Source organism: Streptomyces sp. NRRL F-5122, from assembly GCF_001507435.1.
Lineage (GTDB): Bacteria > Actinomycetota > Actinomycetes > Streptomycetales > Streptomycetaceae > Streptomyces > Streptomyces lannensis.
This window is the reverse complement of record NZ_LMWH01000242.1, coordinates 72,854-90,227: the sequence shown is the minus strand read 5'-3', so window position 1 is coordinate 90,227 and position 17,374 is coordinate 72,854. Positions and strand designations below refer to the sequence as shown.

At 70.8% G+C, this 17,374-nt stretch carries 20 protein-coding genes; 8 read left to right on the top strand and 12 right to left on the bottom strand.

Translation table 11 applies throughout. From position 1 onward, the window contains the following. The first annotated feature begins 104 nt into the window (after positions 1–104). The gene (locus ADL25_RS27505; RefSeq protein WP_059130520.1) at positions 105–1,592 is read left to right on the top strand and encodes a flotillin family protein; all 1,488 of its coding nucleotides are present in this window, start codon (positions 105–107) and stop codon (positions 1,590–1,592) included. 123 nt (positions 1,593–1,715) lie between these two features. Here the strand turns inward: ADL25_RS27505 and ADL25_RS27500 are convergent, their stop codons facing one another. Beyond that, the gene (locus tag ADL25_RS27500) at positions 1,716–2,696 is read right to left on the bottom strand and encodes a D-cysteine desulfhydrase family protein (protein ID WP_059130519.1); all 981 of its coding nucleotides are present in this window, start codon (positions 2,694–2,696) and stop codon (positions 1,716–1,718) included. 552 nt (positions 2,697–3,248) lie between these two features. On the opposite strand from ADL25_RS27500, the gene ADL25_RS27495 reads away from it, so the two are divergent. After that, the gene (locus tag ADL25_RS27495) at positions 3,249–4,313 is read left to right on the top strand and encodes an alpha/beta fold hydrolase (RefSeq protein WP_059130518.1); all 1,065 of its coding nucleotides are present in this window, start codon (positions 3,249–3,251) and stop codon (positions 4,311–4,313) included. A 122-nt stretch (positions 4,314–4,435) separates the two neighbouring features. Here ADL25_RS27495 and ADL25_RS27490 read toward each other — a convergent pair whose 3' ends face one another. Next, positions 4,436–4,999 (bottom strand): CGNR zinc finger domain-containing protein, encoded by a 564-nt coding sequence (locus ADL25_RS27490; RefSeq protein ID WP_059130517.1) that lies wholly within the window; start codon positions 4,997–4,999, stop codon positions 4,436–4,438. Between the two features lie 47 nt (positions 5,000–5,046). Next, positions 5,047–5,679 (bottom strand): TetR/AcrR family transcriptional regulator, encoded by a 633-nt coding sequence (locus ADL25_RS27485; RefSeq protein WP_059130516.1) that lies wholly within the window; start codon positions 5,677–5,679, stop codon positions 5,047–5,049. A 314-nt stretch (positions 5,680–5,993) separates the two neighbouring features. Here ADL25_RS27485 and ADL25_RS27480 point away from each other — a divergent pair, with 314 nt between their 5' ends. Then, a complete protein-coding gene (locus ADL25_RS27480; RefSeq protein WP_059130515.1) occupies positions 5,994–6,689 on the top strand; it encodes an SDR family oxidoreductase in 696 nt (231 codons plus the stop codon). Between the two features lie 18 nt (positions 6,690–6,707). On the opposite strand, the gene ADL25_RS27475 is transcribed toward ADL25_RS27480, so the two are convergent. From ADL25_RS27475 to ADL25_RS49165, 3 genes are all read right to left on the bottom strand, one after another. Continuing rightward, entirely contained in the window at positions 6,708–7,316 is a 609-nt protein-coding gene (locus ADL25_RS27475) for a GOLPH3/VPS74 family protein (RefSeq protein WP_059130514.1), read from the bottom strand. Between the two features lie 78 nt (positions 7,317–7,394). After that, positions 7,395–8,555: a YbfB/YjiJ family MFS transporter gene (locus tag ADL25_RS27470; protein WP_079050608.1), complete on the bottom strand. Its 1,161-nt coding sequence runs from the start codon at positions 8,553–8,555 to the stop codon at positions 7,395–7,397. Positions 8,556–8,771: 216 nt separating this feature from the next. Continuing rightward, positions 8,772–8,915, bottom strand: coding sequence for a hypothetical protein (locus tag ADL25_RS49165; RefSeq protein ID WP_159045015.1), 144 nt, complete (start codon positions 8,913–8,915; stop codon positions 8,772–8,774). A 141-nt stretch (positions 8,916–9,056) separates the two neighbouring features. On the opposite strand from ADL25_RS49165, the gene ADL25_RS27465 reads away from it, so the two are divergent. Next, on the top strand, positions 9,057–9,980 hold the full coding sequence (locus ADL25_RS27465) for a LysR family transcriptional regulator (RefSeq protein ID WP_059130513.1): 924 nt from the start codon (positions 9,057–9,059) through the stop codon (positions 9,978–9,980). 74 nt (positions 9,981–10,054) lie between these two features. On the opposite strand, the gene ADL25_RS27460 is transcribed toward ADL25_RS27465, so the two are convergent. The 3 genes from ADL25_RS27460 to ADL25_RS27450 all read right to left on the bottom strand — a co-directional run bounded on the left by ADL25_RS27460 (position 10,055) and on the right by ADL25_RS27450 (position 12,327). Continuing rightward, entirely contained in the window at positions 10,055–11,071 is a 1,017-nt protein-coding gene (locus tag ADL25_RS27460; protein WP_059130512.1) for an alcohol dehydrogenase catalytic domain-containing protein, read from the bottom strand. Between the two features lie 83 nt (positions 11,072–11,154). After that, the gene (locus ADL25_RS27455) at positions 11,155–11,727 is read right to left on the bottom strand and encodes a TetR/AcrR family transcriptional regulator (RefSeq protein WP_059130511.1); all 573 of its coding nucleotides are present in this window, start codon (positions 11,725–11,727) and stop codon (positions 11,155–11,157) included. A gap of 90 nt (positions 11,728–11,817) precedes the next feature. Beyond that, entirely contained in the window at positions 11,818–12,327 is a 510-nt protein-coding gene (locus ADL25_RS27450) for a winged helix-turn-helix transcriptional regulator (protein WP_059130510.1), read from the bottom strand. Between the two features lie 107 nt (positions 12,328–12,434). On the opposite strand from ADL25_RS27450, the gene ADL25_RS27445 reads away from it, so the two are divergent. From ADL25_RS27445 to ADL25_RS27430, 4 genes are all read left to right on the top strand, one after another. After that, entirely contained in the window at positions 12,435–13,139 is a 705-nt protein-coding gene (locus tag ADL25_RS27445) for an SDR family oxidoreductase (RefSeq protein WP_059130509.1), read from the top strand. A gap of 98 nt (positions 13,140–13,237) precedes the next feature. Continuing rightward, on the top strand, positions 13,238–13,420 hold the full coding sequence (locus ADL25_RS27440) for an antitoxin (RefSeq protein ID WP_059130508.1): 183 nt from the start codon (positions 13,238–13,240) through the stop codon (positions 13,418–13,420). Positions 13,421–13,501: 81 nt separating this feature from the next. After that, positions 13,502–13,948, top strand: coding sequence for a type II toxin-antitoxin system PemK/MazF family toxin (locus ADL25_RS27435; protein ID WP_059130507.1), 447 nt, complete (start codon positions 13,502–13,504; stop codon positions 13,946–13,948). Between the two features lie 501 nt (positions 13,949–14,449). Continuing rightward, complete coding sequence (locus ADL25_RS27430; RefSeq protein ID WP_159045014.1) at positions 14,450–14,620, top strand: hypothetical protein; 171 nt, start codon at positions 14,450–14,452, stop codon at positions 14,618–14,620. Positions 14,621–14,744: 124 nt separating this feature from the next. On the opposite strand, the gene ADL25_RS27425 is transcribed toward ADL25_RS27430, so the two are convergent. The 3 genes from ADL25_RS27425 to ADL25_RS27415 form a co-directional block, all read right to left on the bottom strand. After that, positions 14,745–15,752: a zinc-dependent alcohol dehydrogenase family protein gene (locus ADL25_RS27425; RefSeq protein WP_059130505.1), complete on the bottom strand. Its 1,008-nt coding sequence runs from the start codon at positions 15,750–15,752 to the stop codon at positions 14,745–14,747. Positions 15,753–15,912: 160 nt separating this feature from the next. Continuing rightward, complete coding sequence (locus ADL25_RS27420) at positions 15,913–16,281, bottom strand: ArsR/SmtB family transcription factor (protein WP_059130504.1); 369 nt, start codon at positions 16,279–16,281, stop codon at positions 15,913–15,915. A 113-nt stretch (positions 16,282–16,394) separates the two neighbouring features. Then, entirely contained in the window at positions 16,395–17,348 is a 954-nt protein-coding gene (locus ADL25_RS27415) for a helix-turn-helix domain-containing protein (protein ID WP_059130503.1), read from the bottom strand. Between the last annotated feature and the right edge of the window lie 26 nt (positions 17,349–17,374).

Below are 17,374 nucleotides of genomic sequence, written 5' to 3'. Positions count from 1 at the left end.
GTGTCAAGATGGCGACAAGGATCCGTCAGCGTCTTCACCCCCGGCTTGCACAGGCGCACACTCCCTTCGTTCGGTGCCGACCCGGCACCAGGCAAAGGGGGCGCATGCCGATGGTCATCGGCGTCGTGGCGGGGGCGGTTGTCCTCGCACTGGTTTGCATCGTTGGTGTCTTCAAGCTCATGTGGCGTGTCGCGGAGCCCAACGAAGCGCTGATCATCTCCGGTTCGAAGCATCGGACCGAAGGCCTCGAAGAGGGCATGGGATTCCGCATCGTCACGGGGCGCGGCACGCTGGTGATGCCGGGTGTGCAGGCGGTGCGCAAACTCTCGCTGGACCTCAACGAGACGGAACTGCAGGTGGACTGCGTGACCCAGCAGGGCATCCCGCTGCGGGTGCGGGGCGTGGTCATCTTCAAGGTGGGCGACGACTTCGTGTCGATCGCCAACGCGGCCCGCCGCTTCCTGGACCAGCAGAAGCTGATGTCGGAGCGCGTGCACAACGTGTTCGCGGGTCATCTGCGGTCCATCGTGGGCGGGTTGACGGTCGAGGACATGATCCGCGACCGGGACAAGCTCACCGGGCAGACTCGGGCGGCGTGCGGCACGGAGATGGAGAAGCTCGGTCTGATCGTCGACTCGCTGCAGATCCACGAGATCGAGGACCCGACGGGGTACATCCGGAACCTCGCCGCGCCGCACGCGGCGGCGGTGCAGCGGGACGCGCGTATCGCGCAGGCGGAGGCGAACCGTCTCGCCACCGAGGCGGAGCAGCAGTCGTTCGCGCGGATGGCGGAGGCGACTCGGGACAGCGAGATCCTGCAGGCCGGCTACCAGGCCGAACGCGACAAGGCGGCGGCCGCTGCGCGTCAGGCCGGTCCGCTCGCCGACGCGGCGGCCCGGCAGGAGGTCGTCGTGCAGGAGACGCGGGTCGCCGAACTCGAGGCGCACCGGCGCGAACAGCAGCTTCAGGCGGACGTCCGCAAGCCGGCGGACGCCAAGGCCTACGAGAAGCGCACGCTGGCCGAGGCGGAGCGCGATGTGCGGATCTCCTCGGCGCAGGCGAAGGCGAAGGAGACCGAATTGGCCGCCGCGGCCGAGGCGACCCGGGTCAAGACGGCCGCGGGGGCCGAGGCCGAGGCGACCAAGACGCGGGGTGCGGCCTCGGCGGCGGCGACCCGTGCCACCGGTGAGGCGGAGGCGGCCGCGGCCCAGGCCAAGGGCTTGGCGCAGGCCGAGGCGACGAAGGCCCAGGGTCTGGCCGAGGCCGAGTCCATCAAGGCGCGCGCCGCAGCCCTTGCGGAGAATCAGGAGGCCGTGGTCGCGCAGCAACTGGCCGAGAAGTGGCCGGAGATCGTCCAGGCGGGGGCGTCCGCCTTCGGCAACGTCGACAACATGGTGCTGCTCAACGGCGCCGACGGTATGGCCGATGTCTTTGCCAAGGCGCTGACGATGGGTGGCACCGGTCTGGGTCTCGCCCGCCAACTGCTGTCCTCGATGAACCAGAACGGCGCGGCGTCGAACGGCGCTGTCGGGCTCAACGATTCCACACCGCCGCGCCCGGAGAGGGTCACGGTGGAGAAGGGCGAGGGATGAGGCCGGACGCACCGGTTTCCCGAGTCGTTCGGGGGCCGGGGCGATGAGCCGCTGATGCATTGGGGCTTCGGGTGTACGGGAGATCTCCCGTACACCCGAAGCGCGTTCGGACCGGCGGACCGCTCAGCCGGACCTGTGCGAGCGCAGTGTGGCGACGGAACGATGCACGGCTTCGGCGTGTCCGAACAGCCCGGGGAGTCCGCCGGTGTGGAGGAACACGGTGCGTTGTCCCCTGCGGATATCGCCGTCCCGGACGGCGGCGATCAGACCGGCCATGGCCCGTCCGGTGTAGACCGGGTCGAGGACGATGCCCTCGGTGGCCGCGGCTGTCCGCATCGCTTTTAGAACGGGCTCGTGCAGGACGCCGTATGCGGCGCCCACCTGGTCGGTACGGACGCGGAGGGCCCCGGGGGCGACGGGGCGGCCCATGAGCGCGCCGGCGAGGTCGGCCACGGTCGCGGCCGGCTCGGCCACCGCTCCGCAGTGCACGCCGAGGATGCGCTCGGCACCCAGGGCGCCGATCAGTCCGGCCATGGTGCCGCCGGAGCCCAGGGCGACCACGACGTGGTCCACGTCGGGCAGTTGGGTTCGCAGTTCCTGGCCGCCTTCGACGTATCCGCGTGCTCCGAGAGGGCTGGAGCCTCCGAATGGGATCAGGTACGGGTGGGCGCCGTCCTGGGCCAGTTCTCGGCAGACCTCCTCGGCGGCGCCGGCCAGTTCGCTCGGAGTGCCGTCCCCGGCCCAGAGGATCCTCGCGCCGAAGAGGCCGTCGAGCACCAGGTTGCCCGAGCCGCCGGCGGCGCCGTCGGGTGTGCCGGGGAAGACGAGCACGACGTCGAGTCCCAGGCGCGCCGCGGCGGCCGCGGTGAGCCGGGCGTGGTTGCTCTGTGCGGCGCCGGTGGTGACCAGGGTGTCCGCGCCTTCCGCGAGGGCGGCCCCGGCGGTCCATTCCAGCTTGCGGACCTTGTTTCCGCCGCCACCGAGGCCGATGAGGTCGTCCCGCTTGATCCACAGGTCGTCCTCGCCCAGCCCGATCGCCGCCGCCAGCCGGGGCAGGGGTTCCAGCGGTGTGGGCCAGGTCGACAGGGTGATCTTGTCACTCATGGAATCTCCAGATCGAGCGGGCCACCGGATTCCGCCGCCCCGGGTGTTCAGCAGGCCGTCAGAAGACCTGGGTGAAGCAGCCGACGGCGATCACGAGCGTCGCCACGATCGCCGACATGATCTTAAGGGTCTTGGACATCGTTCCGGACTCCCGGTGCGGAAACGGATGGACGGGGGCCGGCCGCCGCTCGGGGGCGGGCCCGAGTGACTCGCATCCCGCCCCCCCTTCGCGACGAACGCGGACAGGGGCCGGGTCCACCGTGACCGGCTGCCGTCCGCTGGTTGTCGGCCACCACACTGCACGCATCGACCATCACCTGTCAAGAGGGTGATGCGGAGGCGCCACACAACCTTTCGCCCAGGTAGACGCATGTAAGGCCGCACGCTCGAACGTCTCACGATGGAGATCAGTCACCGGTTTGACAGGTGACGAGTGCCATGCAACGGTCTTGCCACGAGCCTATGGCGACCACTGGTCCCCCGCGATTCGGACGCGGCCGGACGATGCGCAAGCGGCCGTCACAGCCGTACGACTCAGGAGAGAGGTCTCGGATGATCAACAGGCGGAGCTTCGGCAAGGTCGCTGGTGTGGGTGCGGTCGGGACATCGCTGATCGGCTGGGGCGCGAGCTCGGCCGGGGCCGCGTCAGCCGCACCTAGCGGGATACGGACGCCCGCGAGCTCGACCGCCGGGCGGGGACACACGCCGTTCGGCCCGCTGCGGCAGATCAAGGCGGGTGAGCTCAGCATCGGCTATGCCGAGGCGGGCCCCGCCCACGGCCCCGCGGTCATCCTCCTGCACGGCTGGCCCTATGACATCCACAGCTATGTCGATGTCGCGCCGCTGCTGGCGGCCAGGGGCTACCGGGTGATCGTGCCCTATCTGCGCGGCCACGGGACGACACGTTTCCTGTCCGAGAAGACCTTCCGCAACGCCCAGCAGACGGTGGTCGCCCTCGACATCATCGCCCTGATGGACGCACTGCGGATCGAGAAGGCCGTCCTCGCCGGTTACGACTGGGGGTCGCGGACGGCGGACATCATCGCGGCGCTGTGGCCCGAGCGCTGCAAGGCGCTGGTCTCCGTGACCGGCTACCTGATAACCAACCGTGAGGCCAACAAGCAGCCGGCGCCCCCCACGACCGAGTGGGCATGGTGGTACCAGTACTACTTCTCCACGGAGCGGGGGCGCCTCGGACTGGAGAACCCGCAGTACCGGGACGAACTGGCCCGGCTCGTCTGGAAGTTCAACTCGCCGACCTGGAACTTCGACGACGCCACGTTCGAGCGCACCGCCACCGCCTTCGACAACCCCGACTACGTCGCCATCGTGATCCACAACTACCGCTGGCGACTGGGGCTCGCGGCGGGCGATCCGCGCTACGACTCCCTCGAACAGCGGCTCGCCCAGGGACCCGTCATCGGTGTTCCGACCGTCACCCTCGACGGGGAGGTCGACCCGTTCACGCCCGCCGGTGACGGGTCGATGTACCGGGACAAGTTCTCCGGACCTTATGCGCACAGGACCCTGAAGGGCATCGGCCACAACGTGCCCCAGGAGGCCCCGAAGGCGTTCGCCGAAGCGGTCGTGGAGGCCGACTCCCTGCGGCGCCGCTGATCCGCCGGTGCGGCCGGTGCACCGGCCGGCTCGTCGCCTCCACGGTCAAGATCCCCTGCCGAGTGCGACGAGTCGGTCGCCCTCGGAGTCCCCGTCGGAGCGCGCAGGGGCCCGGCGCCCGGTCAGCGGGAGGCGGGCACCTGGGCTTCCTTCTTGCGGGCGCGGTAGGCCTGCGCCTTGAGCTTGTTACCGCAGGACTCCATGCCGCACCACTGCCGGCGCATGCCACGCGAACGGTCGATATACACCCGCGTGCACTGCGGGTTGCCGCACTCCTTCATCAGAGGCACATCCGGCCCGCTCAGAAGTTCGACGGCATGTCGTGCCACCACGGAGAGCGCCTCGTCGGGTGTCGCGTCCGTCCAGCGCCCCGTGGGGGTGAGTTGGGGCGTGGCGGGCTGCATACGGGCGGCGGCGTTCACGACGGCGAGCGCCCCCCGGTCGAACTCCTCGCCGGCGATCCGGGCGCCGACCAGCGTGTAGATCGCCTCCCGGACCTCGATGGCCCGCTCCACGTCGGACTCACGGCTCGGGGTGACGGCGTCGACGATCCCGGACTCGACAAACCAGGCGTCCAGCCGGTCCGGAGACACGAACATCTCGAACCGCACCGAACGGCGCGCGCGCAGCGTCGCGGCGAAGTCGAGGGCGGGGCTCCCGCACGGAAAGGCATGCTCCAGTTTCACGTCACCATTTTGACAGGTGACATGCATCACGGCAACAGCGTCACCCGTCAGACGAGTGATGCTCCCGCACGATGCGACGCACCGGGTGCCGTGGCGCCGAGAAGGGCCAGACAGTTCGCCCACAGGGCGTCGAGGCGCTGCGTGTTGTTGTAGAGCTTGGCGAACAGTACCTGGCCCTCGAGCTGGGCGACCACGGATCGGGCGGCCTCGCGGCTGTCCGCGACGGTGACCTCTCCACCGTCACGCGCCTGCGCGACGACCTCCTCGACCATGTCCACCTGGGCCTCGAAGATCTGCTGGAGCCGTTCGCGGATGGCCTCGGTCTGGTTGCTCATCTCCAGGGACAGATTCCCGAACAGGCAGCCCGAGACGGTGCCGCAGCTCTGCTGACCGGCACGCTGCTCGGCCTCGGTCTCCTCGAACAGCTGCCGCAGACGTTCGAGCGGCGGGGCATCGCCACGCAGGATGCGGTTCCACCCGGCGTACTGCCCGGCCCAGTGCTCGTCGAGCACCGCGAGGGCGAGCTCCTCCTTGGAGTCGAAGAAGTAGTAGAAGCTACCCTTCGGCACGCCTGCCGCCTTGCAGATCTCGGCCACTCCCAGCGCCGAGTAGCCCCGCTGCTCGATCAGCGACTGAGCGGCCGTGAGGATCCGCTCCTTGGCATCACTGGTTCGTCCCATGGCGCCAGTCTACGACCGGTCGTCTACTTTCGGATCACCGGGCCGGGCAGCTCCTCGCCCCATGGGGGCGGTCACGGTGCCGACGTGACCGCCCCGGCACCCACGAGACCGGCAGCCACGGGGCGGCCGGGTTCGCGGACGTGGGCTTCGGCGACGCGAACGGCCAGGGGTCCCCGGTTCCTCCGGTGTCCGCGCTCGCGTGGAAGGCACACGGCAGGGCCCGCGGGTGCGAGCGGTCGTGCCGCGCGCGATGGTGAGTCGGTGGGCCTTGGCCCCTTCATGGCCGTGCACGGCGGGACTGCGGAGGAGGAGCGATGGACATCAAAGGCTCGGTGGCCCTCGTGACGGGGGCCAACCGCGGTATAGGCAGGGCGTTCACCCGTGCGTTGCTCGACCACGGCGCGGCCAAGGTCTACGCGGCCGTGCGGGATCCGGACGGTGTCACCGACACCGATGTCACACCGTTGCGGCTCGACGTGACCGACCATGAGCAGGTCGCCGCGGCCGCCGAGGCGGCGGCCGACGTCACCATTGTGATCAACAACGCCGGTGTCGGCGGCTGGGAGACGAAACTGCTCGAGGGCTCCTTCGACGGCGCCCACGAGGCCATGGAGGTCAACCTCTTCGGCACCTGGGCCGTCGCCCGCGCCTTCGCCCCCGTGCTCGCCCGGAACGGCGGCGGTGCCCTGGTGAACATGCTGTCGGTGGCGTCCTGGGTCGGCCGGCCCGGGTGGCCGGGATATGCGGCGTCCAAGGCCGCGCAGTGGTCCCTGACCAGCGCGCTGCGGGAGGCCCTGCGCGACCAGGGAACCCAGGTGGTCGGGGTGCATGCCGGCTTCGTGGAGACGGACCTGGCCTCCTGGGTGGACGCGCCGAAGATCACCCCCGAGGACGTCGCCGAGCAGACCGTGCGCGCCCTGATCGAGGACAGGGTCGAGGTCCTCACCGACGAAGGCACTCGCGAGGTCAAGGCGAACCTCTGTCGCCCCCTGGATGCCGAGGCACTCTGAGGCTCGCGCCCCGGCGCCTCAGACGGGTCCCCTCCAGATGTTGTCGAAGGCCGCCTTCTCGATGTCCCGCCGCTGCCGTACGGCCGTCAGCTCCGTCACCGCGTCGTCGACGGCCGCGAGCACCGTCGCCACCGCCTCGCCGACCTCGTCGGGGAGTTCCGCCGTCGGCATGTCCCGGATGCCGGCGGTCGCGGCGAGCGTGGCGAGCACCGGCTCCCCCGACGTCCACCGGTCCGTGGCCAGGCGCCGGTCGGGCGAGTCGACCAGCGACGCCACTCCGGTCCAGGACGGCAGCCAGCGGCGGTGCTGCCGCGTGAACCGCCCTTCCTCCTCGAAGACGGTCAGGTAGACCGAGGACAGACCCCGCCCCCGGCGCCACAGCCAGTCCTCGATCGACTCGTGCGGCATCTTCCGCACGAGGGACGACGCGGCGTCCTTCAGCAGGCGGTCGTCCGTCACCGGCGGATCGGCCGGCACGATGCGGTCACCGTCCAGCGAGACGGCCCGGGCGTCGAGAAGGTCGATCAGCTCGGCTCCCGCGAGCGAAAGCGACAGCTCACCCGGTTCGGCGGGACGGCCGGGGGTGGCGTCCAGGGCGACAATGAGCAGATCCCGTGCAGTGGTCATGCGTGACTCCACGTCTCAGGCGGGGGGCATGACATCGCTGAGCGGCCGCCCCGTCAGCTCGACAGTAGCGCGGTCGGTTCAGCTCCGGTCGGTCGAGGTCTGCGCCGCGGCTGCCGGGACGGTCCGGTCCTCGGGTGTGCCGTGCCGTACGAGCGCCATGTGGTGCGGGAATCCGCTCCGTACGAGCCCCGCGGCGAGGGCGGCGGCGAGCACCACGACGGCCGCCAGCAGCAGCGCCTGGCGGTAGCCGTGGTGGAGCAGCGGGGCGACCGCGAGCGGCCCCGCGATCTGGCCCACGGAGTATCCGGTGGTCAGCAGGGCGACGGAGCGGGGGTACTGCAGATGGGCGCCGGTGGCCAGCGCAAGGGTGCTGACACCGATGAAGGTGGCGCCGAACAGCACCGCGGAGACCAGGGCGGCCGCCACCGATCCGAACAGGGCGGGCAGCGCGATCCCGACCGCCTGGATGGCGAGGGCGGCGAGCAGCAGATCGGGCCGCGACCAGTGGCGGCCGAGCCGGGCCCACAGCGCCGAGGACGGCACCGCCGCAAGACCGACGAGCACCCAGGCGCCGCTACCGGCCCAGCCCGGGGAGTTCTGCCCGATCGCGGCGACGAGGAAGGTGCCGGCGACGATGTAACCGATGCCCTCCAGGGTGTAGCTGACGAACAGCGCACCGAACCAGCGGTGTGTGGGCCGCCTCGGCCCCGTCTGTGCGACGGTCGCGCCGAGTGCGGGCGCCACCTCGGGTCTCAGGTTCCAGGAGAGTGCGGCGAGGACGGCGGCCAGGACGGCCGAGGCCCACCATGCGGCCTGCCAGTCGGCGACGTTGCGCAGCACGAGCACCAGCAGGCCCGACAGCGCGATTCCGGCGCCGACCCCGCCGAAGGCCCAGCCGGGCAGGTGGGCGGGGTGCTCCCTGAGGTGGCTGAGGAGGGAACTGGCCGCGATGACGAAGATCAAGGCGCTGGCGATCCCGGCCAGCAGTCGCAGCACGAGCCAGGCCGCGGTGCTGTGGGTGGCGGGCATCCCGGCGAGGGTGAGGGCCAGTACGACCAGGGACCCACGCAGAACGGCGGGTGAACGGACCAGCGCGGGGGCCAGGATGCCCGCGAGGGCGCCGATGAGGTACCCGACGTAGTTGGCGGTGGCCAGGTGCGCGCCCGCGTCGGCGGACAGCCCGGCCTGGGCGTGCATCAGCGGCAGGATCGGGGTGTAGACGAAGCGGCCGACCCCCATGCCGGCCGCGAGCGCGGCGGCGGCCCGGGCGACGTGGGCCCAGGGCGAGTGCGGTGGGGTGGTGGTCGTGCCGACGGATGAAGGGCGCTGAGTGCGCGCACGCATGGAGTTGTCCTCCGAGGCTCGGTCCGGGCGGAGGCCCGCGTGGCGCGCTCCGTCGCCCTCGATGTACCGGAGCGACCGGATGGCGCCGAGGGCGGGCCGGCGCCCTGCGGGTCAGGACACGGAATGGGCGCGGCCCGGGTCGGCGGCGGCCGGTTCCCCGGCCCGGACGGCGTCGGCTGCGCGACCGCGCACCGCCTCTTCCCTGCCGGTGCCCCGGGCAACCGCGGTGTTGATCTCGACCAGGAACTCGCGCATGATCCCTCTCCAGGTGGGCGGGCTCCCCGCGGGTATCGGGGGCCCACGCAGCGCCCTTCTGCCATCTTTCCCCTGCCACCTGGGCAAATGCCATGACCGGCTCTCTCGTTGCTGATAGGCGGAGCCTCCCAGCGACGTAGCATGGCGGACGTGGAACTACGCCAGCTGCGGTACTTCCTCGCGGTCGCCGAGGAACTGAACTTCGGTCGCGCCGCCGAGCGGCTGCTGATCGCCGGTCCTTCACTGTCGCAGCAGATCAAGGCGCTCGAACGAGACCTCGGTGTGCGGCTGTTCGACCGGGACCGCCGTTCGGTGTCCCTGACCCCGGCCGGCGCGGCCCTGCTCCCGCACACCCGCGCTCTGGTGGAGCGGGCGGACGACCTCCGACGCCGAGCGGGCCGTCTCGCCGGGTCGGAGCCGGTACGGCTGGGTTACGTCAACTGGCTGCCTCCGGACCTGAGTACCCGTAGCGCCGCGGTCGCCCAGGTGCATGTGGACGCCTGGGTCGCCCCTTCGCACACCCAGGCCGCCCGGGTGGCCGCGGGCAGTCTCGACGTCGCGGTGTGCTGGATCCCCGCCGGGGAGCTCGAGCGCCTGGGCCTGCAGGCGCGACTCATCGGCGCGGACCGGCTCTACGCCGTCTCCCCCGGCGGTGAGGACAGCGACGTGCACACACGGGACGCCACGGTGCTCATCGACGCGGACACCACGTCCTGGGCGTCCTGGAACGCCTTCGCTCAGCAGTTGTCCGACGACACCGGTGCCCGGGCGGTCCGCACCACCGACGGCGGCGTCACCGGCGCGGCCTTCTTCGACCACGTGCGCCGCTGCCGCCGTCCCGTGGTCAACTCCCCCAAGGGCCAGACCACTGTCGTACCGCCCGACCTGGTCCGGCGTCCGCTGGTCGCGCCCAAGGTCTATTGGACCTGGTCGCTGGTATGGCGGGGCGACGAGGAACGGGCCTCGGTCCTGGCCGTCGTCGACGCCCTGACCGGGCACGTCGGCGACCTCGGCATCCACGACCCGGACGCCTGGCTGCCCGGCGATGACCTGTACAGGCGCTGACGGCCGGGGAGTTCCGGCCGTCCGTACCGTCTCGCGGCCGGTGGCTGCGTGCCTCGGGGTTCGGTGTCGCGCTCTCAGGCGGCGACGTCGAGGACCACGCGGAACCGGGCCTTGCCCGAGAGCATCCGCTCGTAGCCGTCCATCGCCTGCTCGAACGGCAGGACCTCGACGGCCGGCCGAATACCGTGTGCGAGAACGAAGGCGAGGTTGTCCTCGTTCTGGATGGAAGAACCGGTGAGGCTGCCCGCGAGGGTGCGCGTGCCGAAGATGAGATCGGGCGTGGACACCGTGATCGGGTCGGGGGCCGCGCCGACCACGACGAGCTTTCCGCCCGGGGCCAGGCCGCCGACCAGAGGGCTCATGGAGGCGCCGCTGGCGGCGGTGGCGACGATGAGCGCCGCGCCGCCGAGGTCGCGCAGGGCCGCGGCGGGGTCCTGGTCCGTGCTGTTGATGTACTCGTGCGCGCCCATCTCACGCGCCTGCTTCTCCTTCTCGCTCCCCCGGGCGATGGCGACCACGCGGTGGCCGAGGCTGCGGGCGTACTGGAGGGCCAGGTGGCCGAGACCGCCGATGCCCTGGACGGCCACGAGGGAACCGGCCCGTGTGGAGTCCTGCTGGAGCGCCATGAACGTGGTCAGGCCGGCACACAGCAGCGGCGCAGCCTCGGCGGCGGTCAGGCCGTCGGGGATGCGGACGAGTCCGCTGGATCGTGCGTAGACCACCTCGGCGTAGCCACCGTCGACGGTGGTGCCGGTCTGCTGCTGGCGGAGGCAGTTGACGAAGTCGCCGCGCCGGCACGGTTCGCACTCCCAGCACTGGCCGCCGAGGAATCCGACACCCACCCGGTCTCCGGGCTGCCAGGCGGTGACGCCGGCACCCACCGCGTCGATCACGCCGACGACCTCGTGACCGGGTACGAGCGGCTGTGCGGGGTCGGCACGCAGTCCCTCCACGGCCAGGACGTCGGTGTGACAGACGCCGCAGGCCTCCACTCTCAGTCGTACGTGCCCGGGCGCGGGATCCACCAACTCCCGCTCGGCAAGTCGCAGTTGGTGGACACCGGTGGCCTCGAAGGCGCGATACGTGGACATGCTGGATCTCCTGGGTGGGTTGTCGGCCCTCGTGGGCCGGAGAGTGAAGGTGGTGGGGGTCCTGTCCCGCCGGCGTGGCGCGTTCAGCGCAGGACGACGCCGAAAACCATGTGGAAGAAGCTGTCGAAGGGGATGGAGGTCTTGTCGGCTCGGGCGACGATGAGCGTGCCCTCCCAGGCGCTGAGGATGAACCGCGCCGCCTCGTCGGCGTCGGGGCCCGCACCGAGTTCGCCCGCCTCCCGGGCTTCGGTCAGCACCCGGCTGATCAGGCCCGCCCACTGGTCGAAGCTCTGCCTGACCGCGGATCTGATCGTTTCGTTGTGGTCGGCGACTTCGGCCCCGAAGTTGCCGACGAGGCAGCCCCGTGCGAAGCCGCTGTCGACCGTCATCCGCCTCAGGAACTCGAAGTGGGCCCGCAGCCGGTCGAGGGCGGGCTGCCCCGGCGTGAAGAGGATGTCGAACCGCAGGCTGTCGGCGTAGCGGCTCAGCGCCTCCAGCGCGCTCTCCTCCTTGCTGGAGAAGTGGTTGTAGAAGGAGCCCTTCGGCGCACCGGCGGCAGCGGTGATGTCGTTGATGCCGGTGGCGTGGAAGCCGTGTGAATGGAACTGATCGAGAGCTGCCTGCGCGATCTCCTCGCGCTTGGAGGCCCGTGCCATGGGATGCCACCTCGGTTCGCGTGCTGACCAATCCAATATGACCAGTCTACTTAGAATCGTCAAGCGACCCTGCTGCTCCGGCGCCTGGCGTCAGCCGGACATCTCCTCGCGCGCCCGGGTCGGCGCGGCCCCGGAACCGCCGTCACTGAGCACGAACTCCACGTCCGCGATGTCGACCGCCGAGCCGCTGCCGTCCACGAACGCGACCTCCAGGGGTTGCTGGGTCGTACGGCTGCGGCGCACGGCACTCGGCCCGCTCGCGGGCGGGCGATACCGGTCCCCCCACTGCTGAAGCGCGCCGAGCACCAGCGTCAGGTCGCGGCCCGCCCGCGTGAGGTGGTAGTCGAAGCGGGCTCGCCGGCCCGGCTCCTGATAGGTGCGGCGCTCCATGACACCGGCGTCCACCAGCGACGCCAGGCGCTGCGTGAGCAGATCGGTGGCGATACCGAGGGCGTCGCGGAAGTCGCTGAACCGGCTCGCGCCTCCCCTGGCCTCACGAACGATGAGCAGGGTCCAGCGGTCCCCGAGAAGGGCCAGGCTGCGCTCGATCGAGCAGACCGGCAGGTCCGGCGTGACATCAGGTCGTTTCGCTCTGGCCATGCACCCAAACGTACATGACTTGGGAAAACCAATCCACGTGCTAACTTGGAAAAACCAATACAGCTTGAGCGGGTCCTGCCCTGCTCCTGGATCGAAGAGGGCGACCCATGCGCATCGAAGGACAGACGGCCCTGATCACGGGCGCCAACCGGGGCATCGGCGCTGCCCTGAGCCGAGCGCTGCTCGGCCGAGGCGCCGCGAAGGTCTACGCGGCGGTTCGGCGGCCGGAGACCGTGACCGACCCCCGGCTCACCCCGCTGCTGATGGATGTCACGGACCCGGGAACCATCGCGGCGGCGGCGGAGGTCGCTCGGGACGTCACGCTCCTGGTCAACAACGCCGGCCAGGGCAGCGGCGCCACACGCCTTCTGGACGGGGACCTCGACGTGGCCCGCAGGACGATGGAGACCAACTACTTCGGCACCTGGTCTGTCTCCCGCGCCTTCGCCCCGATCCTCGCGGCGGGCGGCGGCGGCGCACTGGTGAACGTGCTCTCCGCGGCCTCCTGGTTGGCGATCGAGACGGCACCGGGCTACTCGGCCTCCAAGGCCGCGCAGTGGTCGCTCACCAACGCGCTGCGCCAGGGGCTGCGCAAGCAGGGAACGCTCGTGGTGGGCGTCCACTGCGGTTTCGTCGACACGGACCTCAGTGCATCGGTCGACGCCCCCAAGATCGGGGCGGAGGAGGTGGCCGAGCACACGATGCGGGCCCTGGAGAACGACGCGGACGAAGTCCTGGTCGACGATTTCAGCAGGCGGACCCGTGCGGCGCTCACCGGCCCGATCGCGGGACTGCACGACATCGGTTTCTGACCGGCCTCGGCCTCGAAGCGGTGCCTCCGACGCGTCCCGGATGCACCTCTGACCTGGGACCGCGATGCTGGAGGGAGGAACACCGCAAGGAGGGCGCCATGTCCATGATGGACAAGCTCAAGCGGATGCTGGCAGGGCACCCGGAACGCACGGGCGACAGCGGCCGTACCGCCGCCGAGAACACCCAGGACAGGCCCGCCGGCCAGGTCGACAAGGGGCCGGACGCACTGCGGCAGCAGATGGGTTCCCCGCAGGACCGGGACAACCCGCCCCAGCCGTGACGCGGGGCCGGTGAACTGACGGGGTCTCACGCCGCGACCCCGCTCGGTGGGCGCACGCGGCGACGCTCTAACGTGAGCGGCGTGACTGCCTTTGCCGACGAAGACGTTCCCGGCCGCTACGGGCCCACCGCGACCACCGAGGCCGACCCCCGCCGGGTCGGGCGTGTGCGTACGGAGTACTCCCCCACGCACGATGGCGACCCCGACCCCGGTGAGATCGTGTGGACTTGGGTGCCCTTCGAGGAGAACGACGGGCGCGGCAAGGACCGTCCGGTCCTCGTGGTCGCCCGCGAGGCGACGGGCACGCTGCTCGCCGTGCAACTCTCCAGCAAGCGCCACGACGGCGACCGGGAGTGGGTGCCGATAGGCAGCGGGCCCTGGGACCGCTCGGGGCGCGACTCGTGGGTGGACGTCGATCGTGTCCTGCGGCTGCACGAGGACGGTATGCGACGCGAGGCGTGCGCACTGGACCGGATGCGGTTCAACCTCGTGGTACACCGACTGCGGGAGCGGTACGGCTGGAACTGAGCAGCCATGACCGTTGAGGCGGGCCCGTCCACAGGAACGTGAGTGGACGCGGCCCGCTTCGCCATGTTGAGTGTGCGACCGGCACGGCGAAGCCGAGGGAGTCCGGATCGGCGCGGGGGCGGCCGAGAGCCGTTACCGCCCGTCCCGGGTTTCCGAACGAACGGAAGCCGCCTCCGGCGTCCACGGAGGCGGCTTCCATGTTCGGTCAACTGCCGTCCCCTCGAGGAGAGTCCGGAACCCGGCACATGTCGCGACGCCGGGCCGTCCCCTCCGTGAGCGGCACCTGTGGCCGGCCGACGGGCAGCGTCGGGCCGGGCCAGGAAACTGGCCCCCGCGTGGCCCGCCTCTCCCCGGGGCTGCGGGCCGGGGCCTGGAGAGGCGCCGTCGCGGGGTATGCAGAACCTACGCCTCCCTCGGCCAAAACGGAAGACCTACTTCCTCTTGACCCTCGACGTGCACAGACGCAACCTGAACCACCCACGCATCACGAGGGAGCACAGCATGAGCCGCGCCACCGACACGCTCCGCGTAGTTGAGTACTGGACGGACCGGGACAACCATGTGATCTTTCCCGTCGCTCGCAGCGAGGAAGTGGACCGCATGACCGACGAGCAGTTGATCGCCGCGTACGGCGATCCCGAAGCCGGGGCGGTCGCACGCATCGTCCGCTAGGAAACGCCGGTATCGCCCGCGCGCATGGACGGCGTGACCCTCTAACCGCGCGGCGCGCGCCCGGAGTTGGCCAAGTGGGTGCCCCTGCTTCCTGGGGCCGGCCCGGGGATCGACTCGGTCCGGATCACGACGAGGAGGCGGCGTGGTCCACGGTGACGACGATCTTGCCGACCTGGCCGTTCGCCGCCATGTAGCGGTGGGCCTCGACGATGTCCGCGAGGTCGAAGGTGCGGTCCACCACCGGGGTGAAGGATCCCGAGGCCAGGCCCGCGTTGATGAACGCGACGGCGCGGCGCAGGCGTTCGGGGTTCTTGGTGATCGTGAACAGCGTGTAGGTGCTGCTGGTCAGCTCCGGGTAGGAGTGCGCGTTGGGCAGCGGGGTGGGGCGGGGGTCGAGGGCGCCGTAGACGACCAGGCTGCCGCCGGGGGCGATACCCAGGGCGACGGTCTCGACACCGGGGCCGGCGACGGGGTCGAAGGCGAGCCGGACGCCCTCACCACCGGTGATCTCCTTGACGCGGCCGGGGAGATCCTCCTCGTCGGTGACGATGACGTGGGCCGCACCGGCGTCCAGCAGACGCTGCTTCTTGCCGGAGCCGCGCGTGGTGGCGACCGGGATCGCGCCGATGTGGCGGGCGATCTGGATGGCAGCCAGTCCGACGCTGCTGGAGGCCGCGGTGATCAGGACATGGTCACCGGGACGTACGCGGCCGGACTCGAAGAGCGGGCCGTAGGCCGTGATGTAGGCCATCCACACGGCCGCGGCCCGCACCGGATCGAGATTCGCCGGACGGGGGACGACGGCGGCGGCCGGAACGACGACGTGGTCGCCGTAGGTGCCGTACTCGCTCTGCAGGAACGCGGGCACGACCGCCACCGGATCACCCTCGGCTAGACCGTGCACCCCCTCACCGACCGCCTCGACCTCACCCGCGGCCTCGTAGCCCAGCGTGGAAGGGAAGGCCGGCCGGTCGAAGTAGGCGCCCTCGCGGTACATGATCTCGGCCCGGTTCAGACCGATCGCGTCGACACGGATACGCACCTCGCCCACGCCCGGGGTACCCACCTCCACGTCGCGCAGGGTCAGGACCTCGGGACCGCCGAGCCGGTCGAACTGTACGAGTCGTGCCATGACGAAACCGTCCTCAAGACAGGGATAGGAGGTATACGCCGAATCGGCGCCGTGCACGATCCACCCTGCCCTAAGGTTCGACAGTCGTCAAACTTTGATCGCTGTCGAAATACATGTACGCCTGCGCCCTCCGCCCGGCGGGCGGGACGACCGGGCGCCCTCAGGCCACACCCGCCGCCGACCGAGTGGCGGCGGTCATCACGGACGACAGCAGACCGGGGAACCGCCGCTCCATCTCGTCCGCGCGAAGCGTGTTCATCTTCGCCGTCCCCTGGTAGTACTGCCGGATCACACCGGCCTCGCGCAGCACGTTGAAGTGATGGGTGAGCGTCGACGGCGACACCGGAGCATCGAAGGTGCCGCAGCTCTTGTCCTCTCCGGCCCTGGACAGCTGGAGCACCAGCCCGCGACGCACCGGATCCACCAACGCCTCCAGGACCTGCTGGAGCGAGACGTCCGACAGGTCGGGGTGCTCCACTGTCCGGGCGGCGGTACGGGGGCGGGCCACGATGACTCCTCGGGATGGCATGCGATGCGGTCGGACCATCGATAGTACGACCACCATCGAAGCCGGGCCCGGCCTTCGATGTCCGCGTCACCGGCGCAGGCCGCACCCGGATGTGTCCCGGACCGGTGGCGGGTTCAATCGCGCGTGGCGGCCCGCCAGTCCCGGGAGGCGTCCGAGCCCCAGCTCGCCAGGAGACCCAGCGCCTCCTCCGAGGGCGAACCGGGCTCGGCGTGGTAGCTCGTCAACGACTGCTCCCGGTCTCCAGACAGCGTGAACGTCTCGTAGCGCAGCGTCAGTTCGCCGACCAAGGGATGCATCATCCGCATGCCGCCGTGCGTCTTCTTCTTCACGTCGTGGGCCGCCCACAGCCTCCTGAAGTCCTCACTCTTCAGGGAGAGTTCGCCGATCAGGGCCGCGAGCTGCGGATCGTCCGCGTGCAGGCCGGCGCCAAGTCGCAGTTGGGCCACCACGTCGTACGCCTTGGACTCCCAGTCGACGAAGAGCCGCCCGGCCGCCGGGTCGAGAAAGGTGATCCTGGCCCAGTTGCGCTCCTGAGGAGCACGCGCCCCCCAGTCACCGAAGAGCGCGGAAGCCGTGTGGTTCCACGCCAGGACATCGGTGCGTCGGCCCCACACATAGGCGGGAACGCCCTCCATCGCCGAAAGCAGCTCCACCAGCGTGGACCGCACCCGCTGGCGCTGCGGCGCGGGGCGCGGCCTGCGCTGCCTCGTCTGGGCGAGGCGCAGCAGATGGACGTGCTCCGCCTCGGAGAGCATGAGCGCGCGCGAGATCGCGTCCAGCACTTCGAGCGAGACGTTGTGCGCGTTGCCCTGCTCGAGGCGCGTGTAGTACGCGGCGGAGACTCCGGAGACCTGCGCGAGCTCCTCGCGGCGCAGACCGGGCACCCGGCGCCGTCCGCCGTAGTCGGCGAGCCCCACGTCGGCCGGCTTCAGACGGGCCCTGCGCGTGCGCAGGAAGTCGCCGAGCTCCATACGCGGGTCGAGCCGCTGCTCGAAGGCGTGTCCCGGGTCGGATCCGGAGCCGGACCCGGCCTGCGGGTCGGTGCGGGGGATGCGGTGGGGAGCCATGGCTTCGAGTATCGCGCCGGGTCCCG

Excerpts from the sequence above, each read along its gene's own strand:
- ADL25_RS27505 (WP_059130520.1), top strand. The coding sequence starts at position 105 with ATGCCGATGGTCATCGGCGTCGTGGCGGGGGCGGTTGTCCTCGCACTG.
- ADL25_RS27500 (WP_059130519.1), bottom strand. The coding sequence starts at position 2,696 with ATGAGTGACAAGATCACCCTGTCGACCTGGCCCACACCGCTGGAACCC.
- ADL25_RS27495 (WP_059130518.1), top strand. The coding sequence starts at position 3,249 with ATGATCAACAGGCGGAGCTTCGGCAAGGTCGCTGGTGTGGGTGCGGTC.
- ADL25_RS27485 (WP_059130516.1), bottom strand. The coding sequence starts at position 5,679 with ATGGGACGAACCAGTGATGCCAAGGAGCGGATCCTCACGGCCGCTCAG.
- ADL25_RS27480 (WP_059130515.1), top strand. The coding sequence starts at position 5,994 with ATGGACATCAAAGGCTCGGTGGCCCTCGTGACGGGGGCCAACCGCGGT.
- ADL25_RS27475 (WP_059130514.1), bottom strand. The coding sequence starts at position 7,316 with ATGACCACTGCACGGGATCTGCTCATTGTCGCCCTGGACGCCACCCCC.
- ADL25_RS27470 (WP_079050608.1), bottom strand. The coding sequence starts at position 8,555 with ATGGGGGTCGGCCGCTTCGTCTACACCCCGATCCTGCCGCTGATGCAC.
- ADL25_RS49165 (WP_159045015.1), bottom strand. The coding sequence starts at position 8,915 with ATGCGCGAGTTCCTGGTCGAGATCAACACCGCGGTTGCCCGGGGCACC.
- ADL25_RS27465 (WP_059130513.1), top strand. The coding sequence starts at position 9,057 with ATGGCGGACGTGGAACTACGCCAGCTGCGGTACTTCCTCGCGGTCGCC.
- ADL25_RS27460 (WP_059130512.1), bottom strand. The coding sequence starts at position 11,071 with ATGTCCACGTATCGCGCCTTCGAGGCCACCGGTGTCCACCAACTGCGA.
- ADL25_RS27455 (WP_059130511.1), bottom strand. The coding sequence starts at position 11,727 with ATGGCACGGGCCTCCAAGCGCGAGGAGATCGCGCAGGCAGCTCTCGAT.
- ADL25_RS27450 (WP_059130510.1), bottom strand. The coding sequence starts at position 12,327 with ATGGCCAGAGCGAAACGACCTGATGTCACGCCGGACCTGCCGGTCTGC.
- ADL25_RS27445 (WP_059130509.1), top strand. The coding sequence starts at position 12,435 with ATGCGCATCGAAGGACAGACGGCCCTGATCACGGGCGCCAACCGGGGC.
- ADL25_RS27440 (WP_059130508.1), top strand. The coding sequence starts at position 13,238 with ATGTCCATGATGGACAAGCTCAAGCGGATGCTGGCAGGGCACCCGGAA.
- ADL25_RS27430 (WP_159045014.1), top strand. The coding sequence starts at position 14,450 with ATGAGCCGCGCCACCGACACGCTCCGCGTAGTTGAGTACTGGACGGAC.
- ADL25_RS27425 (WP_059130505.1), bottom strand. The coding sequence starts at position 15,752 with ATGGCACGACTCGTACAGTTCGACCGGCTCGGCGGTCCCGAGGTCCTG.
- ADL25_RS27420 (WP_059130504.1), bottom strand. The coding sequence starts at position 16,281 with ATGCCATCCCGAGGAGTCATCGTGGCCCGCCCCCGTACCGCCGCCCGG.
- ADL25_RS27415 (WP_059130503.1), bottom strand. The coding sequence starts at position 17,348 with ATGGCTCCCCACCGCATCCCCCGCACCGACCCGCAGGCCGGGTCCGGC.